Here is a 17,919-nt window from a genome sequence, read left to right as displayed (position 1 = left end):
GAACTCATTCCTAAACTCCTAATTTCCAACCAAGAGTACGCATCACATCAGAGAATACGCCTGCTGCTGTTACTTCAGTACCAGCACCGTAGCCACGAAGTACTAGCGGGATTGGTTGGTAGTAACGGCTGTAGAATGCCAGCGCGTTCTCGCCATCTTTAATCTTGAACATTGGGTCGTCGCCATCAACAGCAGCGATACGAACCTTACATTTACCATCGGCGATCTCACCAACATAACGAAGTACTTTGCCTTCTTCTGCTGCGATAGCTGACTGCTCTTGGAAGTAAGCATCTGCTTCTGGCAAGCGAGCCATGAACTCTTCAACCGTACCTGAATCATCAAAACCCGGTGGCAGTGCTTGGTCTACTTCAACGTCTTCAAGTTCAAGTGCCATGCCAGCTTCACGAGCAAGGATAAGCAGCTTACGCGCCACATCCATACCAGATAGATCGTCACGAGGATCCGGCTCAGTAAAGCCGTTGTCTTTAGCAATGTTGGTTGCTTGGCTTAACGTCATACCTTCATCAAGCTTACCGAAGATGTAAGACAGTGAACCAGAAAGGATACCGTTGAACTTCTCAAGTTCATCACCTGCAGAGATTAGGTTCTGTAGGTTTTCGATTACCGGCAGGCCTGCACCTACCGTTGTTTCGTACATCAGCTTACGACGTGAGTTACGTGCAACTTCACGAAGCTGATGGTAGTAAGCCATGCTAGCTGTATTCGCTTTCTTGTTTGGTGTTACCACGTGGAAACCAGCTGCTAGGAAGTCTGCGTACTGCGCAGCAATACCTTCACTAGACGTACAGTCAACCAATACTGGGTTGATGATGTGGTTACGTTGAACCAGAGCCGCTAAACGCGCTAGGCTGAACTCTTCTGTTGCGCTCGACATGCGATCACGCCACTGTTCTAGTGGTAAGCCTTCACTGTCTAGCAATAAGCCTTTGCTGTTTGCTAAACCACATACACGAATCACGATGCCTTTTTCAGCCAGTTTGCCTTGCTGACGCTGGATCTGGTCAACAAGCTCACCACCAACACCGCCAACACCCACAACGAATACGTCTAGGAAGTGCTTAGAGTTAAATAGGTTCTCGTGACACGCTTTGATTGCTTCTGAAATTTTATCTTCAGGGATAACCGCAGAGATAGCACGCTCAGATGAACCTTGTGCAATCGCAACGATGTTGACGTTCACTTCAGCTAAAGAAGAGAAGAACTGAGAAGCAACACCGCGTGAAGTACGCATACCGTCACCCACCAGCGTTACAATCGCTACGTCGTCCATGAACTCAACGGGCTCTAACAGGCCATCTTTAAGTTCAAGTTCAAATGCGTCAGACAGTACTTGCTTCGCTTTTACTTTGTCAGCCGATTCAATACAGAAGCTGATGCTGTACTCAGAAGAAGATTGAGTAATAAGGACAATAGAAACGCCAGCTGAAGACATCGCGCCGAATACACGGCTCGCCATGCCAACCATACCCTTCATACCTGGGCCTGATACGTTAACCATGGTTAGGTCACTTAGCGTAGTGATGCCTTTGATTGCTAGGTTATCTTCGCCAGTGTCTTGACCGATCAAAGTACCTGCACCTTGTGGGTTAAAGCTGTTTTTGATCAGACAAGGAATGTGGAATTGTGCGATAGGAGCGATGGTTTTCGGGTGTAGAACCGAAGCGCCAAAGTAAGAAAGCTCCATTGCTTCTTGGTAGCTCAGTGACTTAAGCAGACGTGCATCATCCACTAAGCGTGGGTCACAGTTGTAAACGCCGTCTACATCTGTCCAGATTTCACAGCAATCAGCACGTAGACATGCTGCTAGCACTGCCGCTGAGTAGTCAGAGCCATTACGGCCAAGAGTGACCAATTCGCCTTTATCATTACCTGCAGTGAAGCCCGGCATGATGTTAACGTGACCTTGTGGAAGTGGCGATTGACGGAAGTTCTGAGTAGACACATCCACATCAACCATAGCTTCAAGGTGATCACCTTTAGCGTATAGGTATTGAACTGGGTCAATCAGACTTGCTGGCTGGCCTTTTGCTTCAAGTACCGCTTTCATTAACTGGATAGAGATTCGCTCACCTTTACTGATGATGCGAGCATTGACGTGGTTCGGGCACATACCAAGTAGGTTGATGCCGTTCACGAACTGCTTTAGCTGAGCAAGAGAGGTATCAACCTGCTCTTGGAACGCAGTACCATCAATCGAAGGTACAACCGCTTTAATCTCTGCAAACAGCGCAGTAAATGAAGATTCGATCTCTGTGATTTGTGCGTCAGCTTCACCATTTTTCAGTGCAGCTTCAATAACAGCGACCAACTTATTGGTTGTTTTTCCTGGAGCCGATAGTACAACGGCTAGCTCTTCTTGCTGGGCATTATTAGCGATGATATCAGCCGCTCGTAAAAAACGATCTGCATCAGCTAATGATGAACCTCCAAACTTTAAAACGCGCATCCCTTTCTCCATAAGTCATAAAAATGGTACAAAAAAAGGCCTGTATCTTGTTGGATACAGGCCTTTTTTTTAAAATCCGTTACTTAGCAGCCTGCCCCAACAATGTTAATGTCGGTAATAATAATGGTTGTGGTCATTACTAGGTGGCTTACGTGCTGCATATCAAATTCTCTGCTTGTGCTTTACTCTACGTGTATCAATTTTTACCACTAGACGTCAATGAAAAGTTGCGTTTTTTTTACATTCACACCGTTTTTCAGAGCAAACCGTCATTTAAGAGATAAATCACCCTGTATGCACCTGTAATTCAGATCGTGGATTTATCCTATAAACACTCAAGAGTGATTAATTGCATATATAGTCATAACAAAATGCTATATCGATTGTTCAGCAAGCATACAATAACTGTGCTTTAATTGAACGATAACGTTCAAAGAACAATAATAATGACATCAGGAGTGGGAAGTGAAGAGATTACTTATTCTTTTAGCCTTTGCTATGCCTGTTGTTTGTTCAGCGAACAGCTTACCCCTGTTAAGCAACCTGCCTCTATTACCCGGTCAAATCGATCGCTCTTCTCATAAGTTCTTTATCTCAACTCAAAATGCGTCGAGCGAAAGTTTCGATACTTGGAAAGTCGACAGTGGTTACGCCTACAGCTTGTTCGATGATGTTGATCTTTATGTCGGTACACGTATAAACAGTGCATCTTTGAAAAGTGAAAGTGGATTCTTGAGCGGTGTCAGTTATCAGTTCTCTGAAAGAATCTCTTTCAACAGTTCTCTTCATACCTATAAAGATGAAACTGAAGAAAATGAAAAGTCTGTGGCTGCGGAAGTGTCAAGCCGAGTTCAACTAACGGACAACTTGGATCTGCATGCCACCCTTGATTATGAAGAGTGGCAGCAAGGTGTTGAAGTGGGATTAGGGTTTCGCTTCTAATCCAACAAGCTTATTACCTATTAACAACTGCGAATCACATCGTCGTTATGACTCGAGCAACAGCTCCGACGAAATTAACACGCCATTCCAATCGGCATAAATGTAATCACCAGGCTGAATCAGTTGGTTATGCACTGTCAGTGTCACATTCACTTGGCCTACGCCACGCTTCTCGGTTTTGAATGGTGATGCACCTAGCGCCTGAACGCCCAAGTCCATTTGCGACATCATGCCAACATCCCGCACAGCACCATTAACAATCACGCCTTCCCAACCATTCTCTATGGCAAGAATCGCAAGTTGGTCACCAAGCAGTGCTTTTTGGCACGAGCCATTTCCGTCAACAACCAGCACTTTGCCACTGCCATCGGTCGCTAAAACCTCGCGAACCTTGGAATTATCGTGATAACAACGAACTGTTACAATTTTTCCCCAGAACGCACCACGTTGACCGAAGTTCTGTAATGGAAGGTTAAGTAAGGTGACTTTGCTTTCAAACTCATCACACAAGTCGGGTGTTATATCGTGCATATATCCTCCGTGAGTAAGGCGCTACCTGTTAAGTCAGGCTTACCTCTATGCTTTTATATGTTATTAAAATTAATCCTTTGTTTTCATTGTTCTATGCTCAATTTAATCATTAATTAAAGTTGATTGAGCATATTTATCTACTAGACTCTAAGGACAGCTTTCCGCTTCCTTGGTTCATAATCAGGTCTTTAGCATGCGAGATGTGAGAACTATCTCGAATAACCATTCTGGTTTTGATGCTAAATAATCACCATAACACTGGTTAAGTTGTAGCCATACTATTAAAGTTTGTTGCGATACGGCAATTGATGTAAATCAACAAAGTGAATGGAATTAACATTCTCGCGTTGTTAGCATGCTGTTAACATTATAGAATCCGTTGCAATCACTAAAAGAATGATTGAAAGGCGTACTGGATCTACGTTATTGGGCAATACTTCAAGGAAGGCAGATAGCTGGAAGTAAGTGTTTTTTTGAAAACTTTAAGTTATCATCAAAAATACATTACCTGTATGTTATGTTTTTGCCTAGAATTTATTCTATTAGCACAGTTTCGTCACAAATTTAGGTACCGCCAAATGCAAACCCCGCAGATTCTTATCGTTGAAGATGAGCAAGTAACTCGTAACACTCTAAAGAGTATTTTTGAAGCAGAGGGATATGCTGTTTTTGAGGCTAGCGACGGTGAAGAGATGCACCAAGTGCTATCTGACAACCAAGTTAACCTTGTAATTATGGACATCAACCTTCCAGGTAAGAATGGCCTACTACTTGCGCGTGAACTACGCGAGCAAGCAAATGTAGCGCTTATGTTCTTAACTGGTCGTGATAATGAAGTTGATAAGATCCTTGGCCTAGAGATCGGCGCTGATGACTACATCACTAAGCCTTTCAACCCTCGTGAACTGACTATCCGTGCACGCAACCTTCTTAACCGTTCAATGAGCACAAGCTCTGTTCAAGAAGAAAAGCGTAGCGTTGAGAAGTACGAGTTTAACGGTTGGGTACTAGATATCAACAGCCGCTCTCTGGTTAGCCCAGATGGCGAAGGCTACAAGCTACCTCGTTCAGAGTTCCGTGCTCTACTTCACTTCTGTGAGAACCCGGGTAAGATCCAAACACGTGCTGACCTTCTTAAGAAGATGACTGGCCGTGAGCTTAAGCCACACGATCGTACTGTAGACGTAACAATCCGTCGTATTCGTAAGCACTTTGAATCTGTTTCTGGTACGCCAGAAATCATTGCAACGATTCACGGTGAAGGCTACCGCTTTTGTGGTGACCTAGAAGACTAATTCGATTCGCGTTTCTAGTCGTTTAGCACTTAGTGTTTTAACAGTAGAAGCGCAATCAATAGTTATTAAAAAGGGAGAATGCCAACGCATTCTCCCTTTTTTGTTGTTCTAAATTGGGCAAGGTTTAGTAAACCGTATCAACCTTAACGTCTTTCTCCACCAGCCACTTCACGGTTTCACCATCTTTCAGTTCAACCGCAACATCAACTGGCTTGTCGCTGTCGATCTCTAGCTGCCATACAAAAGCGACTTCCCACTGAGTTTCACTGTGCGTTCTTAAATCAAGATCGTCAGCCGTCACTAACAAGGTATCGGCACCCTGCTTTACCGTAACGCTTTCAACCGCAAGCGTTGCTGGCAGCTCTGAGTCTGATTCTAGGTAGATAGCACCATGCAGTGTCTTATCTTGAGTCTCTCCGATCGTTGGCATCTTGTTGTGCCAAAGATTGCTTTTCATTGTTACTGTCGTTGCAGATACTTCAACTTGGTTGCCTTGCTGCCATTCTACTTGCGGTGCAGAACAACCTGCTAATGCCACTACGCATGCGGCGAATGCTAATTTTTTCATTATTCTTCTACCTTTGGTTTAACCAACTTTTTAAGACTTCAATGTCATTCTGGTATTCGTTATTAATTTCATCGACCCAGTCTGAAATATTCTCCCACCAAGCAGGCATATCTGGAGACTGAGCTTTCTGAGCAACTTGCTGTATGCGTTTCAAACCAATCGAACCTGCCGCGCCTTTGATCTTGTGCGCCTCAGAAACGATACTGGCTTGGTCTTTCGCGACCATGTTGGAATTCAATATTTCCATATACTCCGGCATCATATCTTCAAACATCGCGATGCTATCCAAAACCGGTTTCGGTCCAACAATGTCAACATAAGACTCTAACATATCAATATCAAGCAAAGTGGTATCAATCGATGAAAGAACTGGCTTACTCTCTTCACTCTTTTCAATATTTCCGACTTTCTCGACCACTTCTGGTGCATCCTCGATAAGCTCGCTGATCACATCTTGAATAGCTCGAACCGACAATGGCTTACTGATCGCTTCATCCATGCCTTTCTGGAAATACTCTTGTTTGTTGTTTAGCACGTTAGCAGTTAACGCAACCAAAGGCGGTAACTGGCTATACTTCTCACGGTAGTACTGAGCGATGTCGAAGCCGGTCATGTCTGGCAGTTGGATGTCTAACAATACCAAGTCATAGTCTTCAGGGTTGAAAGCAATTTGCGCCTCTTTACCCGTCATCACCACTGTCACTTCGTGGCCCAAGCTTTCAAGTAGAGAGCGCGCCACCGTGATGTTCAATTCAATATCTTCAACCATGAAGATCTTAAGGTTCGACTGCTTTCTTGGCGTTTTAATCAGAGCTTGAGTATCGTGATTAACAGGAACTCGAATTGATACCGTAAAGGTACTACCAAAGCCCTCTTCACTGGTCACTTCGATGTGGCCGTCCATCATATTGATCAGCTGCTGCGATACAGCAAGGCCAATACCAGTGCCTACCGCATGCAGGTTATCCGTCCCGGATTTGACCTGATAATACATCGCGAAGATCTTCTCGATTTCACTTTCAGGGATACCAATGCCGGTGTCTTCCACTTCCATCGTAATATTGGCAAAGTCGCCATCAATGTCGGCGCTGACTGTCATCACCACGCCACCATCTTTGGTGAACTTCATCGCGTTACTCACAAGATTCCACAGCACCTGTCTCAGGCGAGTGCCATCCACTTCAACGGCAGCAGGAAGATCAGACAATCGTTCTAGATCGAATCTCAATCCTTTTTGTTCAGCCATCAATGCAGAGATACTTTCGATCTCAACAACGAAATCTTCAAAGTTGATTGGGGTTGGGAATAACTCAAGCTTACGACGATCAAATTTATCCATATCGATAATATCGTTGAAGATATTACCCAGTGTCACTGCGCTCACCTTGATGGTTTGCATCTGCTTACGCTGTTCCGTGGTCAGTTGGCTATCGAGCAACATGCGGCTCAAACCAATGATGCCGTTAAGCGGTGTTCTTAGCTCATGGCTAATGGTTGAGATAAAGGTGGTCTTATCGCGACTGGCTTTCTCTAGCGACTCTTGATGCTCTTTACGCTCGGTAATATCACGACCAAAACCCACTAAGCCTAAGTGGCGACCATCTTTGCTGTAGAAAGGTACTTTACGCAGTTCGAAGTAGCTCTTACGTCCGTCAGGGTATTCAAGCCATTGGTCATAAGTGAGCGCTTGGTTATCGGCAAATACCTTCTTATCGGTTTCCACAACTTGTTGAGCGACCTCTTTGCTGTAGACATCCCAAGGCGTCAAACCGACTAGCTCTTTTTCTGTCTTGCCAGTGAGCTCTTCAACCGCACGGTTACAACCAGAGAACACACCCTCTTCATTGCGATAGTAAATAAGGTCAGGCGAGGCATCGATAAACGAACGTAATAGCGCAGTACGTTCAGCTAATTCAAGCTGAGTTCGCTCACGTTGAAAGACTTCATTTTCGAGATCATGCATAGCTTCAGCGCGTGCTTCTTCAGCTTTTTCACGCTCTTCGATTTCTTGATTCAGCTTCTCGATGTTGAGTTGCAGTTTATTGTTGAGCTCTTGGTCTCGCTCACGCATGTCACCAAGCTTAGAGACCAACTTCGCCAATCTTTGGCGAGACTCTTCCAGCTGATCAACAACCACTGAGAGGAAGTAAACCGCCCAAGGCGTGATCACTAAACCGAAGAAAACTGAACGGACAATGTCGATATCATCAACATTACCTTTGAGTGCGAGGGTTATGCCGACTTGCACAACAACAGCTAGGGCAACAAGCGCTAAGGCGAGTAAGATAGAAAAGCGGACAATCCCCAGTTTTACGAGTAGATCCACGTAATACTGGGCGAGATTTTTCATGGGTTTCATTTAGCGCTCCATGCGATAAGACTAGCAACATTCTACCTTGTTTGAAGATAGGAGGTAAGCTAGCTACATCACATGCAGCAAGAGAGCTAGGGTTATATTGTTTAAAACAGATAACCCGAGTAAATACTGGTTAAATCAGTGATAGGTTTGTTTAGCGAATCGACGATGGATGCACAATTGAACGGTTTCGGCCATCCGATTTCGCTTGGTACAACGCGCTATCAGCCAAGGCAACCGCAGACTCCATCTCATCGTCAGGTGTCGGAATGTAAGAGATGATACCGATACTCACTGTTATTAATTCGGAGACTGCCGACTTCTCGTGTATTAGTCCCAGCTTAACGACTTCACTATGAATGCGCTCTGCCACTAGCTGCGCACCATCAGCCGTCGTATTCGGCAGAATAAAACCGAACTCTTCACCACCGTAACGAGCCACACAATCTGACGAGCGATTGAGCACCTTTTTAAACGCCTGAGAGACTTGGATAAGCGCATCATCACCTTGCTGGTGCCCGTAATAGTCGTTATAGCCTTTAAAGAAATCGATATCACACAACATAATCGTCAGTGGCAACTTCTCACGCACATGGTAATGCCACAGTGTCGACAGCTGTTCATCAAAACGGCGTCGGTTAGACACCTGAGTTAGGCTGTCCATAAAGCTGAGGCGCTCAAGCTCAAGATTGGCTTCTTCAAGTTTTTGCTCAGCAAGATAACGTTCAGTGATATCACGCGCCATGATCAACACACCATTAGTGCTTGAGGCTGGATCTCTAAATGGTGATTTCACCACATCGTACCAAGTGTATTCACCATCACTAGACACCACCTTATCGATGTAACGCAGCGATTTACCGTGATGAAGAACTTGATGATCGGTGTCTGAGATGCGCATGTACATGCTGTTTGGCACCACGTCTTGCAGACGTTTTCCGACTAAATCACTCACTTCAGAAATACCAAGCGCCGCGACAAACGGCTTATTACACGCTTGATAAACCATGTTCTCGTTGAAGATACCAATCGAGTCAGGGCTGGCTTCTAAGATGTTTTGTAAGATGGTGTCACGCTGGGCAAGTGCAACCTCGGTATCTTTACGCTTCTCCATCTCGCCACGCAGTTTCTGCTGCATGTCATGCCAATCGGTCACATCATGGCTAATAGAGAGCGTACCTATGGTTTCTCCGTCTTGAGAAAGCAGCACACTTTGATAGGTTTCGAGCAAACAACCTTTGCCGTCTTGGTCGGTTGTCCACGATCGTTCACTAACACGTCCTTTTAATGCGCCACCAGACACACTCAACGTACCTTCTTCAGGGCGACCATGCCAAAACTTTTTAAACGAACGATTACTCGCGACCAACTCACCCTTCTGATCTTTTACATAGATCAGCTCAGACAGAGAATCCAAAGCCGTACGCGCAACATTCAGTTCGCGAACCTCTTGGGACTGCTCTTCATTAGTATTCTTGTATGGAGAGGCGTGAATCATCCACGCTTTTTTGCTTCGAAAGCGGATCTTACGAGCCACTAAATTGATCTTAAAAGATTCAAATTCAGAAAGAGCCCAAAACGAGATCTGTTCAAATGCTCGAGAGTTGATGTGATTGGTTAAATAGTGGCGAAAGCTGTTCTCACTCTCCACGGTAGGAAAGCGAAAATTAACACCGATTTGGCGGATGCCAAGCAGTTGCATCGCTTGGCGATTGGCATAGAGGATCTCGCCACTTCGCACATCGACGAAATAGAGTGGCGACGGAGTAGAAAGAAGAAGCTGTTCAATATGCGACTGATAACGTGAATAAAGATGCCAGCAGATGAGAGCAATCAGCAACATGAGAACGATATAAATACCGTAGCCATACGCCCTGTCCCACAACCAAGTCATTACCAGTTCCATTTACTCTCAATCTATACCATAAATTCTGTGAGGGAAATGTTACCACTATTTGTTGGTTTTATCTGCTGTTACCTACTCTCACCGATTTCTATCAATTGGCTGCGTTTAAAACAGGTAGCGTGTATTCAAATGCTGAACCTGTTTTGATGCCTTGCGCGCCGGTTTTATCGAGTGAACGACCAATCTCAGTCATCGCTAACCAACGGTTTTCACACCATAAAGGCGAGAGCAATGTTGGACGTCTCGCGGCTGATGAAACGCGATGGTAAACCACATTCGCAGGTGTGCGCTGAATGATATCCGTAGCAACATCGATGTACTCTTCAAGGCTTGGAGCTTCTAGCTTTCCTGCTTTCCACGCCTTGGCCATGGTGCTGCCCTCTACTATATGAAGGCCGTGAAGTTTGATGCCATCGGTTCCTACCGCTAATACCTTGTCTAAAGTTTCAAGGTTATCGGCTTTGGTCTCTTTTGGCAGGCCAACAATAAGGTGAGTACACACCTTGATACCTAACGCACGTGCGCGGTTGGTGATCGTTTCATACACCGCAAAATCGTGTCCGCGATTGATGCGTTTTAAGGTCTTGTCATTAGCCGTTTGCAAGCCAAGCTCCAACCAGATTTCATAGCCTTGCTTTACGTAACCCGCGAGCAGTTCCAACACCGCATCAGGAACGCAGTCTGGCCTTGTGCCAACACAAAGACCTACGATGTCGGCGCCGGGTGCTTTTAGCGCCTCTTCATACATATTCTTGAGCACTTGCACCTCAGCATAAGTGCTGGTGTACGCCTGAAAATAAGCAAGATACTTCTTAGCGCGAGCGATTTCACCCGCACGATCTTTTAGTTGGTCTGCAATACCTTGAACCTGAGTTTGTTCATCAGCAAAAGAAGCCACATTGCAAAAAGTGCAGCCTCCGCGGCCAATGGTGCCATCTCGGTTTGGACAACTAAAACCGCCGTGCAGTGTTAGCTTGTGAACCTTTTCGCCATAACGACGTTGAAGATCTTGGCCGATAGTATTGACCAACTCATGTAATTGCATATTTTCAAAGCGCTCAAGTAAATAAGAATGAATATCAGTCTTTTTTTGAAAAAAAATTACATCCCTGCAAAATTCGACCAATTAGTTTACTCAAGGCTTTTTGCGAGCAACCTATCAAATATCAATAAACATGCAAAAAATCGGCTCTATTTGCCTAATGTTGCACATTTGTTAGACAAAAAATTCAAAATAAAACGAAAAAAATGGTCTACATGGGTCAACTTTCATTGCAATTCGCCTAGACAAAATTGTAGGATACTTACACATATTGGCTATTTTTGAGTATTTACTTACAACGAAAACTTGCTAATAAGTCGGTGATATCTAACTCCCACCTATATAAACCACTAGTTTGTGGTTAAAAATAAACGGATATCACTAAGGATTGTTTTTCTCGCAATACTTTTCCTGCGAGATACGGAAAGGATTCAAACCGCCAGCATAGGCAGGTTTAGACCCATAAATATAAAAGGACAAGGCTGACTTTATACAAAGAAGTTGCGCCTAGATTTAACTGGAAGGATGTATCTATGGTAGATCAAGAGCAGAACTCACAGGGTCTGTATACTCCTGAACTGGAGCATGACGCTTGTGGTATCGGTTTTGTTGCGCATCTAAAGAATCGCAAATCTCATGATGTAGTAACTCAAGCACTCGATATGCTTGCACGTATGGAACACCGTGGCGGCCAAGGCTGTGATCCGTGTTCTGGTGATGGTGCAGGTATCCTGCTACAGAAGCCGCACGAATTCTTACTAGAAGAAGCCGTAAAGCTTGGAATTAAACTGCCATCTTTTGAAAAATATGGTGTTGGTGTTGTACTTTTCCCTAAAGATGAACACAAACGTGCACAGTGTCGTGACATTCTAGAACGCAATGCACAACGCCTAGAGTTAGAAGTTATCGGCTACCGTGAACTTCCAACTGACAACTCAATGATTGGTGCTGACCCACTAAGCACTGAACCTCAATTTGAACACGTATTTATCTCTGGCGGCCCTGGAATTACTCCAGAAGAGCTTGAGCGCAAACTGTACGTTCTACGTAACTACACAGTTCGTGTGTGCCTAGAAAGCGTGTCAAATATCGGTGATGACTTCTACATCAACTCTATGTCTTACAAGACATTGGTGTACAAAGGTCAGCTAACAACAGAACAAGTTCCTCAGTACTTCCTAGACCTGCAAAACCCAACTATGGTGACAGCTCTAGCACTTGTACACTCTCGCTTCTCTACCAATACATTCCCACGTTGGCGTCTAGCTCAGCCTTTCCGTTACATCGCACATAACGGCGAAATCAATACGGTTCGCGGCAACCTTAACTGGATGAAGGCGCGTGAAGCGATCCTTGAATCGGATCTATTCACACAAGCTGAAATCGACATGCTACTGCCTATCTGTCAGGAAGGTAGCTCGGATTCATCAAACTTCGATATGGCACTCGAGCTTCTGGTTCTGTCTGGTCGTACTCTGCCACACGCATTGATGATGATGATCCCGGAAGCATGGCAAGAAAACAAAAACATGGACCCAACTCGTCGCGCGTTCTACCAGTACCACGCGAACGTAATGGAACCATGGGATGGCCCAGCATCTGTATGTTTCACTGATGGTGTTCAAGTAGGTGCAACACTTGACCGTAACGGTCTGCGCCCTTCTCGCTACACGGTGACAAAAGACGACTTCCTAGTGATGGCGTCTGAGTCTGGCGTTGTTGAAATCGCACCAGAAAACGTTGAATACCGTGGTCGTCTACAACCAGGTCGTATCTTCGTTGCTGACCTTGAGCAAGGCCGCATCATTTCTGATGAAGAAGTGAAAGATGGTATCGCGAAAGCACAACCTTATGAGAAATGGGTTGAAGAAAACCTTCTGAGCTTGAAAAAGCTACCAGATGCGAGCAACGAATTTAGCCAACCTTCTCCAGAGAAGCTTCTGCACAAACAACAATCGTTTGGTGTGAGCTCTGAAGAAGTAAACGAAATCATTCTACCTCTTGCGAAAACAGGCTATGAGCCGCTTTCTGCAATGGGTGCTGACTGGCCGCTAGCGATTCTTTCTCACCAATCGCAGCACCTTTCAAACTACTTCAAGCAGCTGTTTGCTCAAGTAACTAACCCGCCTATCGACCCGATTCGTGAGCGCATGGTTATGTCTCTGAACACTTACCTAGGTAAAGATCAGAACTTACTTGCTGAAACACCTGAGCACTGTCAAAAAGTAGAGCTTGAGTCTCCAGTACTTTCTAACTCTGAGCTAGAAAAGCTACGTGCAATCGATAACGAGCACCTTCAAGCGAAGACGCTGGATATCGTATTCCAAGCAAATGGCGACCAAGGTAAGTTAGAGCGCGCACTTAAGCGTATCTGCCAGTACGCAGAAGACGCCGTGATTGATGGTTACTCTATCATCCTACTGACTGACCGTGCGGTTAACTCTAACCACGCTGCTATTCCAGCAATGCTGGCAGTTGGTGCGGTTCACCACCACCTAATCCGTAAAGGCCTACGTGCTAAGTGTGACATTGTTGTTGAAACGGGTGATGCTCGTGAAACACACCACTTTGCAACGCTTATCGGTTACGGTGCGAACGCAGTTAACCCATACCTAGTGATTGAAACGATTGTTGAACTGCAACGTACTAAGAAGCTAGATCCAAACGTACACCCCCGTGAGTTCTTCGATAACTACCGTAAAGGTGTTAACGGCGGTCTACTGAAGATCTTCTCTAAGATGGGGATCTCTACGCTGCAGTCTTACCACGGTGCACAAATCTTTGAAGCACTTGGTGTAAGCAAATCAGTAGTTGAAAAATACTTCACTGGTACTGTTTCTCGTATCCAAGGTCTAACCATCGACGATATCGCACGTGAAGTGCTTGTTCGTCACCGTGTTGGTTACCCAGCTCGTGAAATCCCAGCTCAAATCCTTGATGTTGGTGGTGTTTACCAGTGGAAACAACGTGGTGAGAAGCACTTATTCAACCCAGAAACGATTTCTCTACTTCAAGAGTCGACGCGTAACAAAGATTACGGCCAGTTCAAGAAGTACGCAAAAGCAGTCGATGACCAAGGCGACAACGCAGCAACGCTACGTAGCCAACTTGATTTCATCAAAAACCCTGCAGGCTCTATTCCTCTAGCAGAAGTAGAACCTATCGAGAACATCCTTAAGCGTTTCGCTACTGGCGCAATGAGCTTTGGTTCAATCTCGCATGAGGCTCACTCAACACTGGCTGTTGCGATGAACCGTATTGGCGCGAAATCAAACTCAGGTGAAGGTGGTGAAGATCCAGCACGTTTCGAACGTAAAGAAAACGGTGACTGGGAACGTTCAGCTATCAAACAGGTGGCTTCTGGTCGCTTTGGTGTAACGTCTTACTACCTATCTAACGCTGATGAGCTGCAAATCAAGATGGCTCAAGGTGCGAAACCTGGTGAGGGTGGTCAACTACCTGGTGATAAGGTTGATGACTGGATCGGCGCAACGCGTCACTCGACTCCGGGCGTAGGTCTTATCTCTCCACCGCCACACCACGATATCTACTCAATCGAAGATTTGGCTCAACTGATCTACGATCTGAAAAACGCGAACCGTAACGGCCGTGTAAACGTGAAGCTAGTATCGGAAGCAGGCGTAGGTACGATTGCATCAGGTGTAGCAAAAGCGAAAGCTGACGTAGTACTTATCGCAGGTTTTGATGGCGGTACGGGTGCATCTCCGATGTCTTCTATCCGTCACACTGGTCTGCCTTGGGAACTGGGTCTAGCGGAAACGCACCAAACACTACTGAAAAACGGCCTACGTAACCGTATCGTTGTTCAGTCTGATGGTCAGATGAAAACACCACGTGACCTTGCAGTAGCAACACTACTTGGTGCGGAAGAATGGGGCGTAGCAACAGCAGCATTGGTTGTTGAAGGCTGTATCATGATGCGTAAGTGTCACAAGAATACATGTCCTGTTGGTATCGCAACACAGAACAAGACTCTGCGTGAGCGTTTCGACGGCCGCGTAGAAGACGTAGTGACTTTCTTCCAATACATGGCTGAAGGCCTACGTGAAGTAATGGCTGAACTTGGCTTCCGCTCTATCGATGAGATGGTTGGTCAATCGCACAAACTTAAAGTTCGTGACGACATCGGCCACTGGAAGTACAAGAACCTAGATCTAACACCTGTACTGCACATTGAACAGGCTCGTGAAGAAGATGGTATCTACAACCAGACACAACAAAACCACAACCTAGAAGATGTTCTAGACCGTAAGTTGATTCAAGCTGCGATTCCTGCACTTGAGAAAGGTGAAGCTGTAAATGCAACCTTCCCTATCATCAACACGGACCGCTCTGCGGGTACCATGCTGTCGAACGAAATCTCGAAGGTTTACAAAGACCAAGGTTTACCACAACCAATGAACGTTAAGTTCCACGGTAGTGCTGGTCAATCTTTCGGTGCGTTCCTTGCGAAAGGCGTTAAGTTCGAAGTAGAAGGCGACGCGAACGATTACTGGGGTAAAGGTCTGTCTGGCGGTACTTTGGTACTGTACCCAGATGCGAAATCTTCTATCGTTGCTGAAGATAACATCGTGGTTGGTAACGTATGTTTCTACGGTGCGACCTCAGGTGAATCTTTCATTCGCGGTATGGCTGGCGAACGTTTCTGTGTTCGTAACTCAGGTGCGAAGGTTGTTGTTGAGGGCGTTGGTGACCACGGTTGTGAATACATGACTGGCGGTGTTGCTATTATCCTTGGCTCAACGGGTCGTAACTTTGCTGCGGGTATGAGTGGCGGTGTCGCTTATGTTTGGGATAAAGCGGGCGACTTCGAAACCAAGCTTAACTCTGAACTTGTAGACCTAGATCCAATTGAACAAGAAGATAAAGATCTTCTACTAGATATGCTAACCAAGCACGTTGAATTCACAGGAAGTGAAGTTGCTCAGTCTTTCCTAGACAACTTTGAAGCAAGTGTTGCATCACTAATTAAAGTCATGCCACGCGACTACAAAGCAGTTCTTGAGAAGCGTAAAGCTGAAGCACAACAAGCACAAACGGAAGAAGTGGAGGCAGTATAATGGGTAAGCCTACTGGATTTTTAGAACACGGTCGTGAGCTTCCAAAGAAGCTCGACCCGTCAGTTCGTATCGAAGACAATAAAGAGTTCGTACTTAACGAAGAGTTTGGTGACAAGATCAATACTCAAGCATCTCGTTGTATGGACTGTGGCGTACCTTTCTGTCACAGCGGTTGTCCGATTGGTAACATCATCCCAGAATTCAATGACGCGGTTTACCGTGACAGCTGGGAAGAGGCTTGGAACATACTAAGCTCGACCAATAACTTCCCTGAATTTACAGGTCGTGTGTGCCCTTCTCCTTGTGAGAGTGCTTGTGTACTAGGTATCAACCAAGACCCAATCACTATCTGTAATATCGAGAAAACGATTGTAGAAACTGCGTACCGTGAAGGGTACGCAAAACCTAAAACACCTCGTTCTCGCACGGGTAAAACAGTGGCTGTTATCGGTTCAGGTCCTGCTGGCCTAGCCGCTGCGGAGCAACTGAACAGTGCTGGTCACTCAGTGACAGTATTTGAACGTGACGAGAAAGTTGGCGGCCTACTGCGTTTCGGTATCCCAGACTTCAAACTGGGTATGGACGTGATTGATCGTAAGATTAATCTAATGGCTGAGGCGGGCGTTGAGTTTAAAGTGAACCAGCACATCGGTGTTGATGTTAACGCTCAACAACTACGCCAAGAGTTTGATGTAGTCTTGCTAACAGGCGGTTCTACGGTTCCTCGTGACCTACCAATTCCAGGTCGTGAGCTAAAAGGCGTTCATTTTGCGATGGAATTCCTTGGCCAAAACAACCGTCGTGCCAACGACCTAGACCTGAAAACAGAAGAGATTCACGCTCAAGATAAGCACATTGTGGTTATCGGTGGTGGTGATACTGGTTCTGACTGTGTAGGTACATCAAACCGTCATAAAGCAGCAAGCATTACTCAGGTAGAGATCATGCCGATCCCACCAGAGAAACGCCCTGCAAATATGCCTTGGCCTCAATACCCAATGATCATGAAAACAACAACTTCTCACGAAGAAGGTTGTGAGCGTCACTGGAACATCTTGACTAAAGAGTTCATAGGTAACGAGCAAGGTCAAGTGACGGGTCTACGTATTGCTGACATCGTTTGGCAAGATGCGAAACCTGGTGAGCGCCCAAGCTTTGATGAAGTGGCGAACACAGAACGTGTTATCCCTTGTGATATGGCATTCCTAGCGATGGGTTTCTTACACCCAGAACCAACAGGTGTGCTAGCTCAACTAGACATTAAACTGGACGAGCGCGGTAACGTTGCTTCTGAAGGTTACGCGACTAACCAGAAAGGCGTTTTCGCTGCTGGTGATATGCGTACTGGTCAGTCTCTAGTAGTACGTTGTATTAATGAAGGTCGTGAATGTGCAATTGCTATTGATGACTTCTTAATGGGTAACTCAAACTTAGAAGCGAAAGCTGATTCACTCATGCTTTCCGCATAATATTTCTCGGGCTAGCGTCAATGACGTTAGCCTAGAGGAAAAGCAACACCCTTCCTAACTTTTATATTTGGCTAGCACTCGATGCTAGCCTTTTTTCTATCTGGCCTTCGGCGTTTTCAAAAACACCCTGTTGTATATGTTAAATATCATTAACATTCACCTTGCATATCTCATTGATATCCATCGACTATTTTAGATTATTAAGTGGCTAATCGCGTTTATGCATGATAATTAACCATGAACTTGACCTTAAACACAA

General features: G+C 45.4%; 10 protein-coding genes, 1 pseudogene and 1 other annotated feature. Of the genes and pseudogenes, 5 read left to right on the top strand and 6 right to left on the bottom strand.

From position 1 onward, the window contains the following. Positions 1–10: 10 nt before the first annotated feature. Positions 11–2,470 carry a bifunctional aspartate kinase/homoserine dehydrogenase I gene (gene thrA / locus OCV12_RS02255; RefSeq protein WP_176682016.1) on the bottom strand — a complete coding sequence of 820 codons (2,460 nt, stop codon included), beginning with the start codon at positions 2,468–2,470 and terminating at the stop codon, positions 11–13. A gap of 29 nt (positions 2,471–2,499) precedes the next feature. Next, positions 2,500–2,618: a sequence feature (Thr leader region), on the bottom strand. 317 nt (positions 2,619–2,935) lie between these two features. Here thrA and OCV12_RS02250 point away from each other — a divergent pair. Beyond that, positions 2,936–3,412 carry a hypothetical protein gene (locus tag OCV12_RS02250; RefSeq protein ID WP_017630235.1) on the top strand — a complete coding sequence of 159 codons (477 nt, stop codon included), beginning with the start codon at positions 2,936–2,938 and terminating at the stop codon, positions 3,410–3,412. A 45-nt stretch (positions 3,413–3,457) separates the two neighbouring features. On the opposite strand, the gene OCV12_RS02245 is transcribed toward OCV12_RS02250, so the two are convergent. After that, the gene (locus OCV12_RS02245) at positions 3,458–3,943 is read right to left on the bottom strand and encodes a putative 4-hydroxy-4-methyl-2-oxoglutarate aldolase (protein WP_239830932.1); all 486 of its coding nucleotides are present in this window, start codon (positions 3,941–3,943) and stop codon (positions 3,458–3,460) included. A 47-nt stretch (positions 3,944–3,990) separates the two neighbouring features. Here OCV12_RS02245 and OCV12_RS02240 point away from each other — a divergent pair. Both OCV12_RS02240 and arcA read left to right on the top strand, forming a co-directional pair. Continuing rightward, positions 3,991–4,149, top strand: a pseudogene (locus OCV12_RS02240) (ribonuclease activity regulator protein RraA). Between the two features lie 372 nt (positions 4,150–4,521). Then, a complete protein-coding gene (gene arcA / locus OCV12_RS02235; RefSeq protein ID WP_004741534.1) occupies positions 4,522–5,238 on the top strand; it encodes a two-component system response regulator ArcA in 717 nt (238 codons plus the stop codon). A 124-nt stretch (positions 5,239–5,362) separates the two neighbouring features. On the opposite strand, the gene OCV12_RS02230 is transcribed toward arcA, so the two are convergent. From OCV12_RS02230 to OCV12_RS02215, 4 genes are all read right to left on the bottom strand, one after another. After that, positions 5,363–5,806 (bottom strand): hypothetical protein, encoded by a 444-nt coding sequence (locus OCV12_RS02230; RefSeq protein ID WP_017630237.1) that lies wholly within the window; start codon positions 5,804–5,806, stop codon positions 5,363–5,365. Positions 5,807–5,813: 7 nt separating this feature from the next. After that, positions 5,814–8,165, bottom strand: coding sequence for an aerobic respiration two-component sensor histidine kinase ArcB (arcB, locus tag OCV12_RS02225; protein WP_261885254.1), 2,352 nt, complete (start codon positions 8,163–8,165; stop codon positions 5,814–5,816). Positions 8,166–8,316: 151 nt separating this feature from the next. Then, positions 8,317–10,068 carry a sensor domain-containing diguanylate cyclase gene (locus tag OCV12_RS02220; protein WP_261885253.1) on the bottom strand — a complete coding sequence of 584 codons (1,752 nt, stop codon included), beginning with the start codon at positions 10,066–10,068 and terminating at the stop codon, positions 8,317–8,319. A gap of 91 nt (positions 10,069–10,159) precedes the next feature. After that, positions 10,160–11,113 (bottom strand): TIGR01212 family radical SAM protein, encoded by a 954-nt coding sequence (locus tag OCV12_RS02215; RefSeq protein ID WP_261885252.1) that lies wholly within the window; start codon positions 11,111–11,113, stop codon positions 10,160–10,162. Positions 11,114–11,643: 530 nt separating this feature from the next. Between OCV12_RS02215 and gltB the strand changes: the two genes are divergently transcribed. Together gltB and OCV12_RS02205 are read left to right on the top strand one after the other, a co-directional pair. Further along, positions 11,644–16,191 carry a glutamate synthase large subunit gene (gltB, locus tag OCV12_RS02210; protein ID WP_017630241.1) on the top strand — a complete coding sequence of 1,516 codons (4,548 nt, stop codon included), beginning with the start codon at positions 11,644–11,646 and terminating at the stop codon, positions 16,189–16,191. Continuing rightward, entirely contained in the window at positions 16,191–17,660 is a 1,470-nt protein-coding gene (locus OCV12_RS02205) for a glutamate synthase subunit beta (protein ID WP_017630242.1), read from the top strand. The genes gltB and OCV12_RS02205 overlap by 1 nt, the downstream gene beginning before the upstream one ends. The last annotated feature ends 259 nt before the right edge of the window (positions 17,661–17,919 follow it).

It is taken from the genome of Vibrio pomeroyi, assembly GCF_024347595.1.
Lineage (GTDB): Bacteria > Pseudomonadota > Gammaproteobacteria > Enterobacterales > Vibrionaceae > Vibrio > Vibrio pomeroyi.
This window is presented reverse-complemented; position numbering and strand designations above follow the sequence as displayed.

Bases quoted from the DNA above. Each gene is read 5' to 3' on its own strand.
- thrA (WP_176682016.1), bottom strand. From the start codon at position 2,470: ATGCGCGTTTTAAAGTTTGGAGGTTCATCATTAGCTGATGCAGATCGT.
- OCV12_RS02245 (WP_239830932.1), bottom strand. From the start codon at position 3,943: ATGCACGATATAACACCCGACTTGTGTGATGAGTTTGAAAGCAAAGTC.
- arcA (WP_004741534.1), top strand. From the start codon at position 4,522: ATGCAAACCCCGCAGATTCTTATCGTTGAAGATGAGCAAGTAACTCGT.
- OCV12_RS02230 (WP_017630237.1), bottom strand. From the start codon at position 5,806: ATGAAAAAATTAGCATTCGCCGCATGCGTAGTGGCATTAGCAGGTTGT.
- arcB (WP_261885254.1), bottom strand. From the start codon at position 8,165: ATGAAACCCATGAAAAATCTCGCCCAGTATTACGTGGATCTACTCGTA.
- OCV12_RS02220 (WP_261885253.1), bottom strand. From the start codon at position 10,068: ATGGAACTGGTAATGACTTGGTTGTGGGACAGGGCGTATGGCTACGGT.
- OCV12_RS02215 (WP_261885252.1), bottom strand. From the start codon at position 11,113: ATGCAATTACATGAGTTGGTCAATACTATCGGCCAAGATCTTCAACGT.
- gltB (WP_017630241.1), top strand. From the start codon at position 11,644: ATGGTAGATCAAGAGCAGAACTCACAGGGTCTGTATACTCCTGAACTG.
- OCV12_RS02205 (WP_017630242.1), top strand. From the start codon at position 16,191: ATGGGTAAGCCTACTGGATTTTTAGAACACGGTCGTGAGCTTCCAAAG.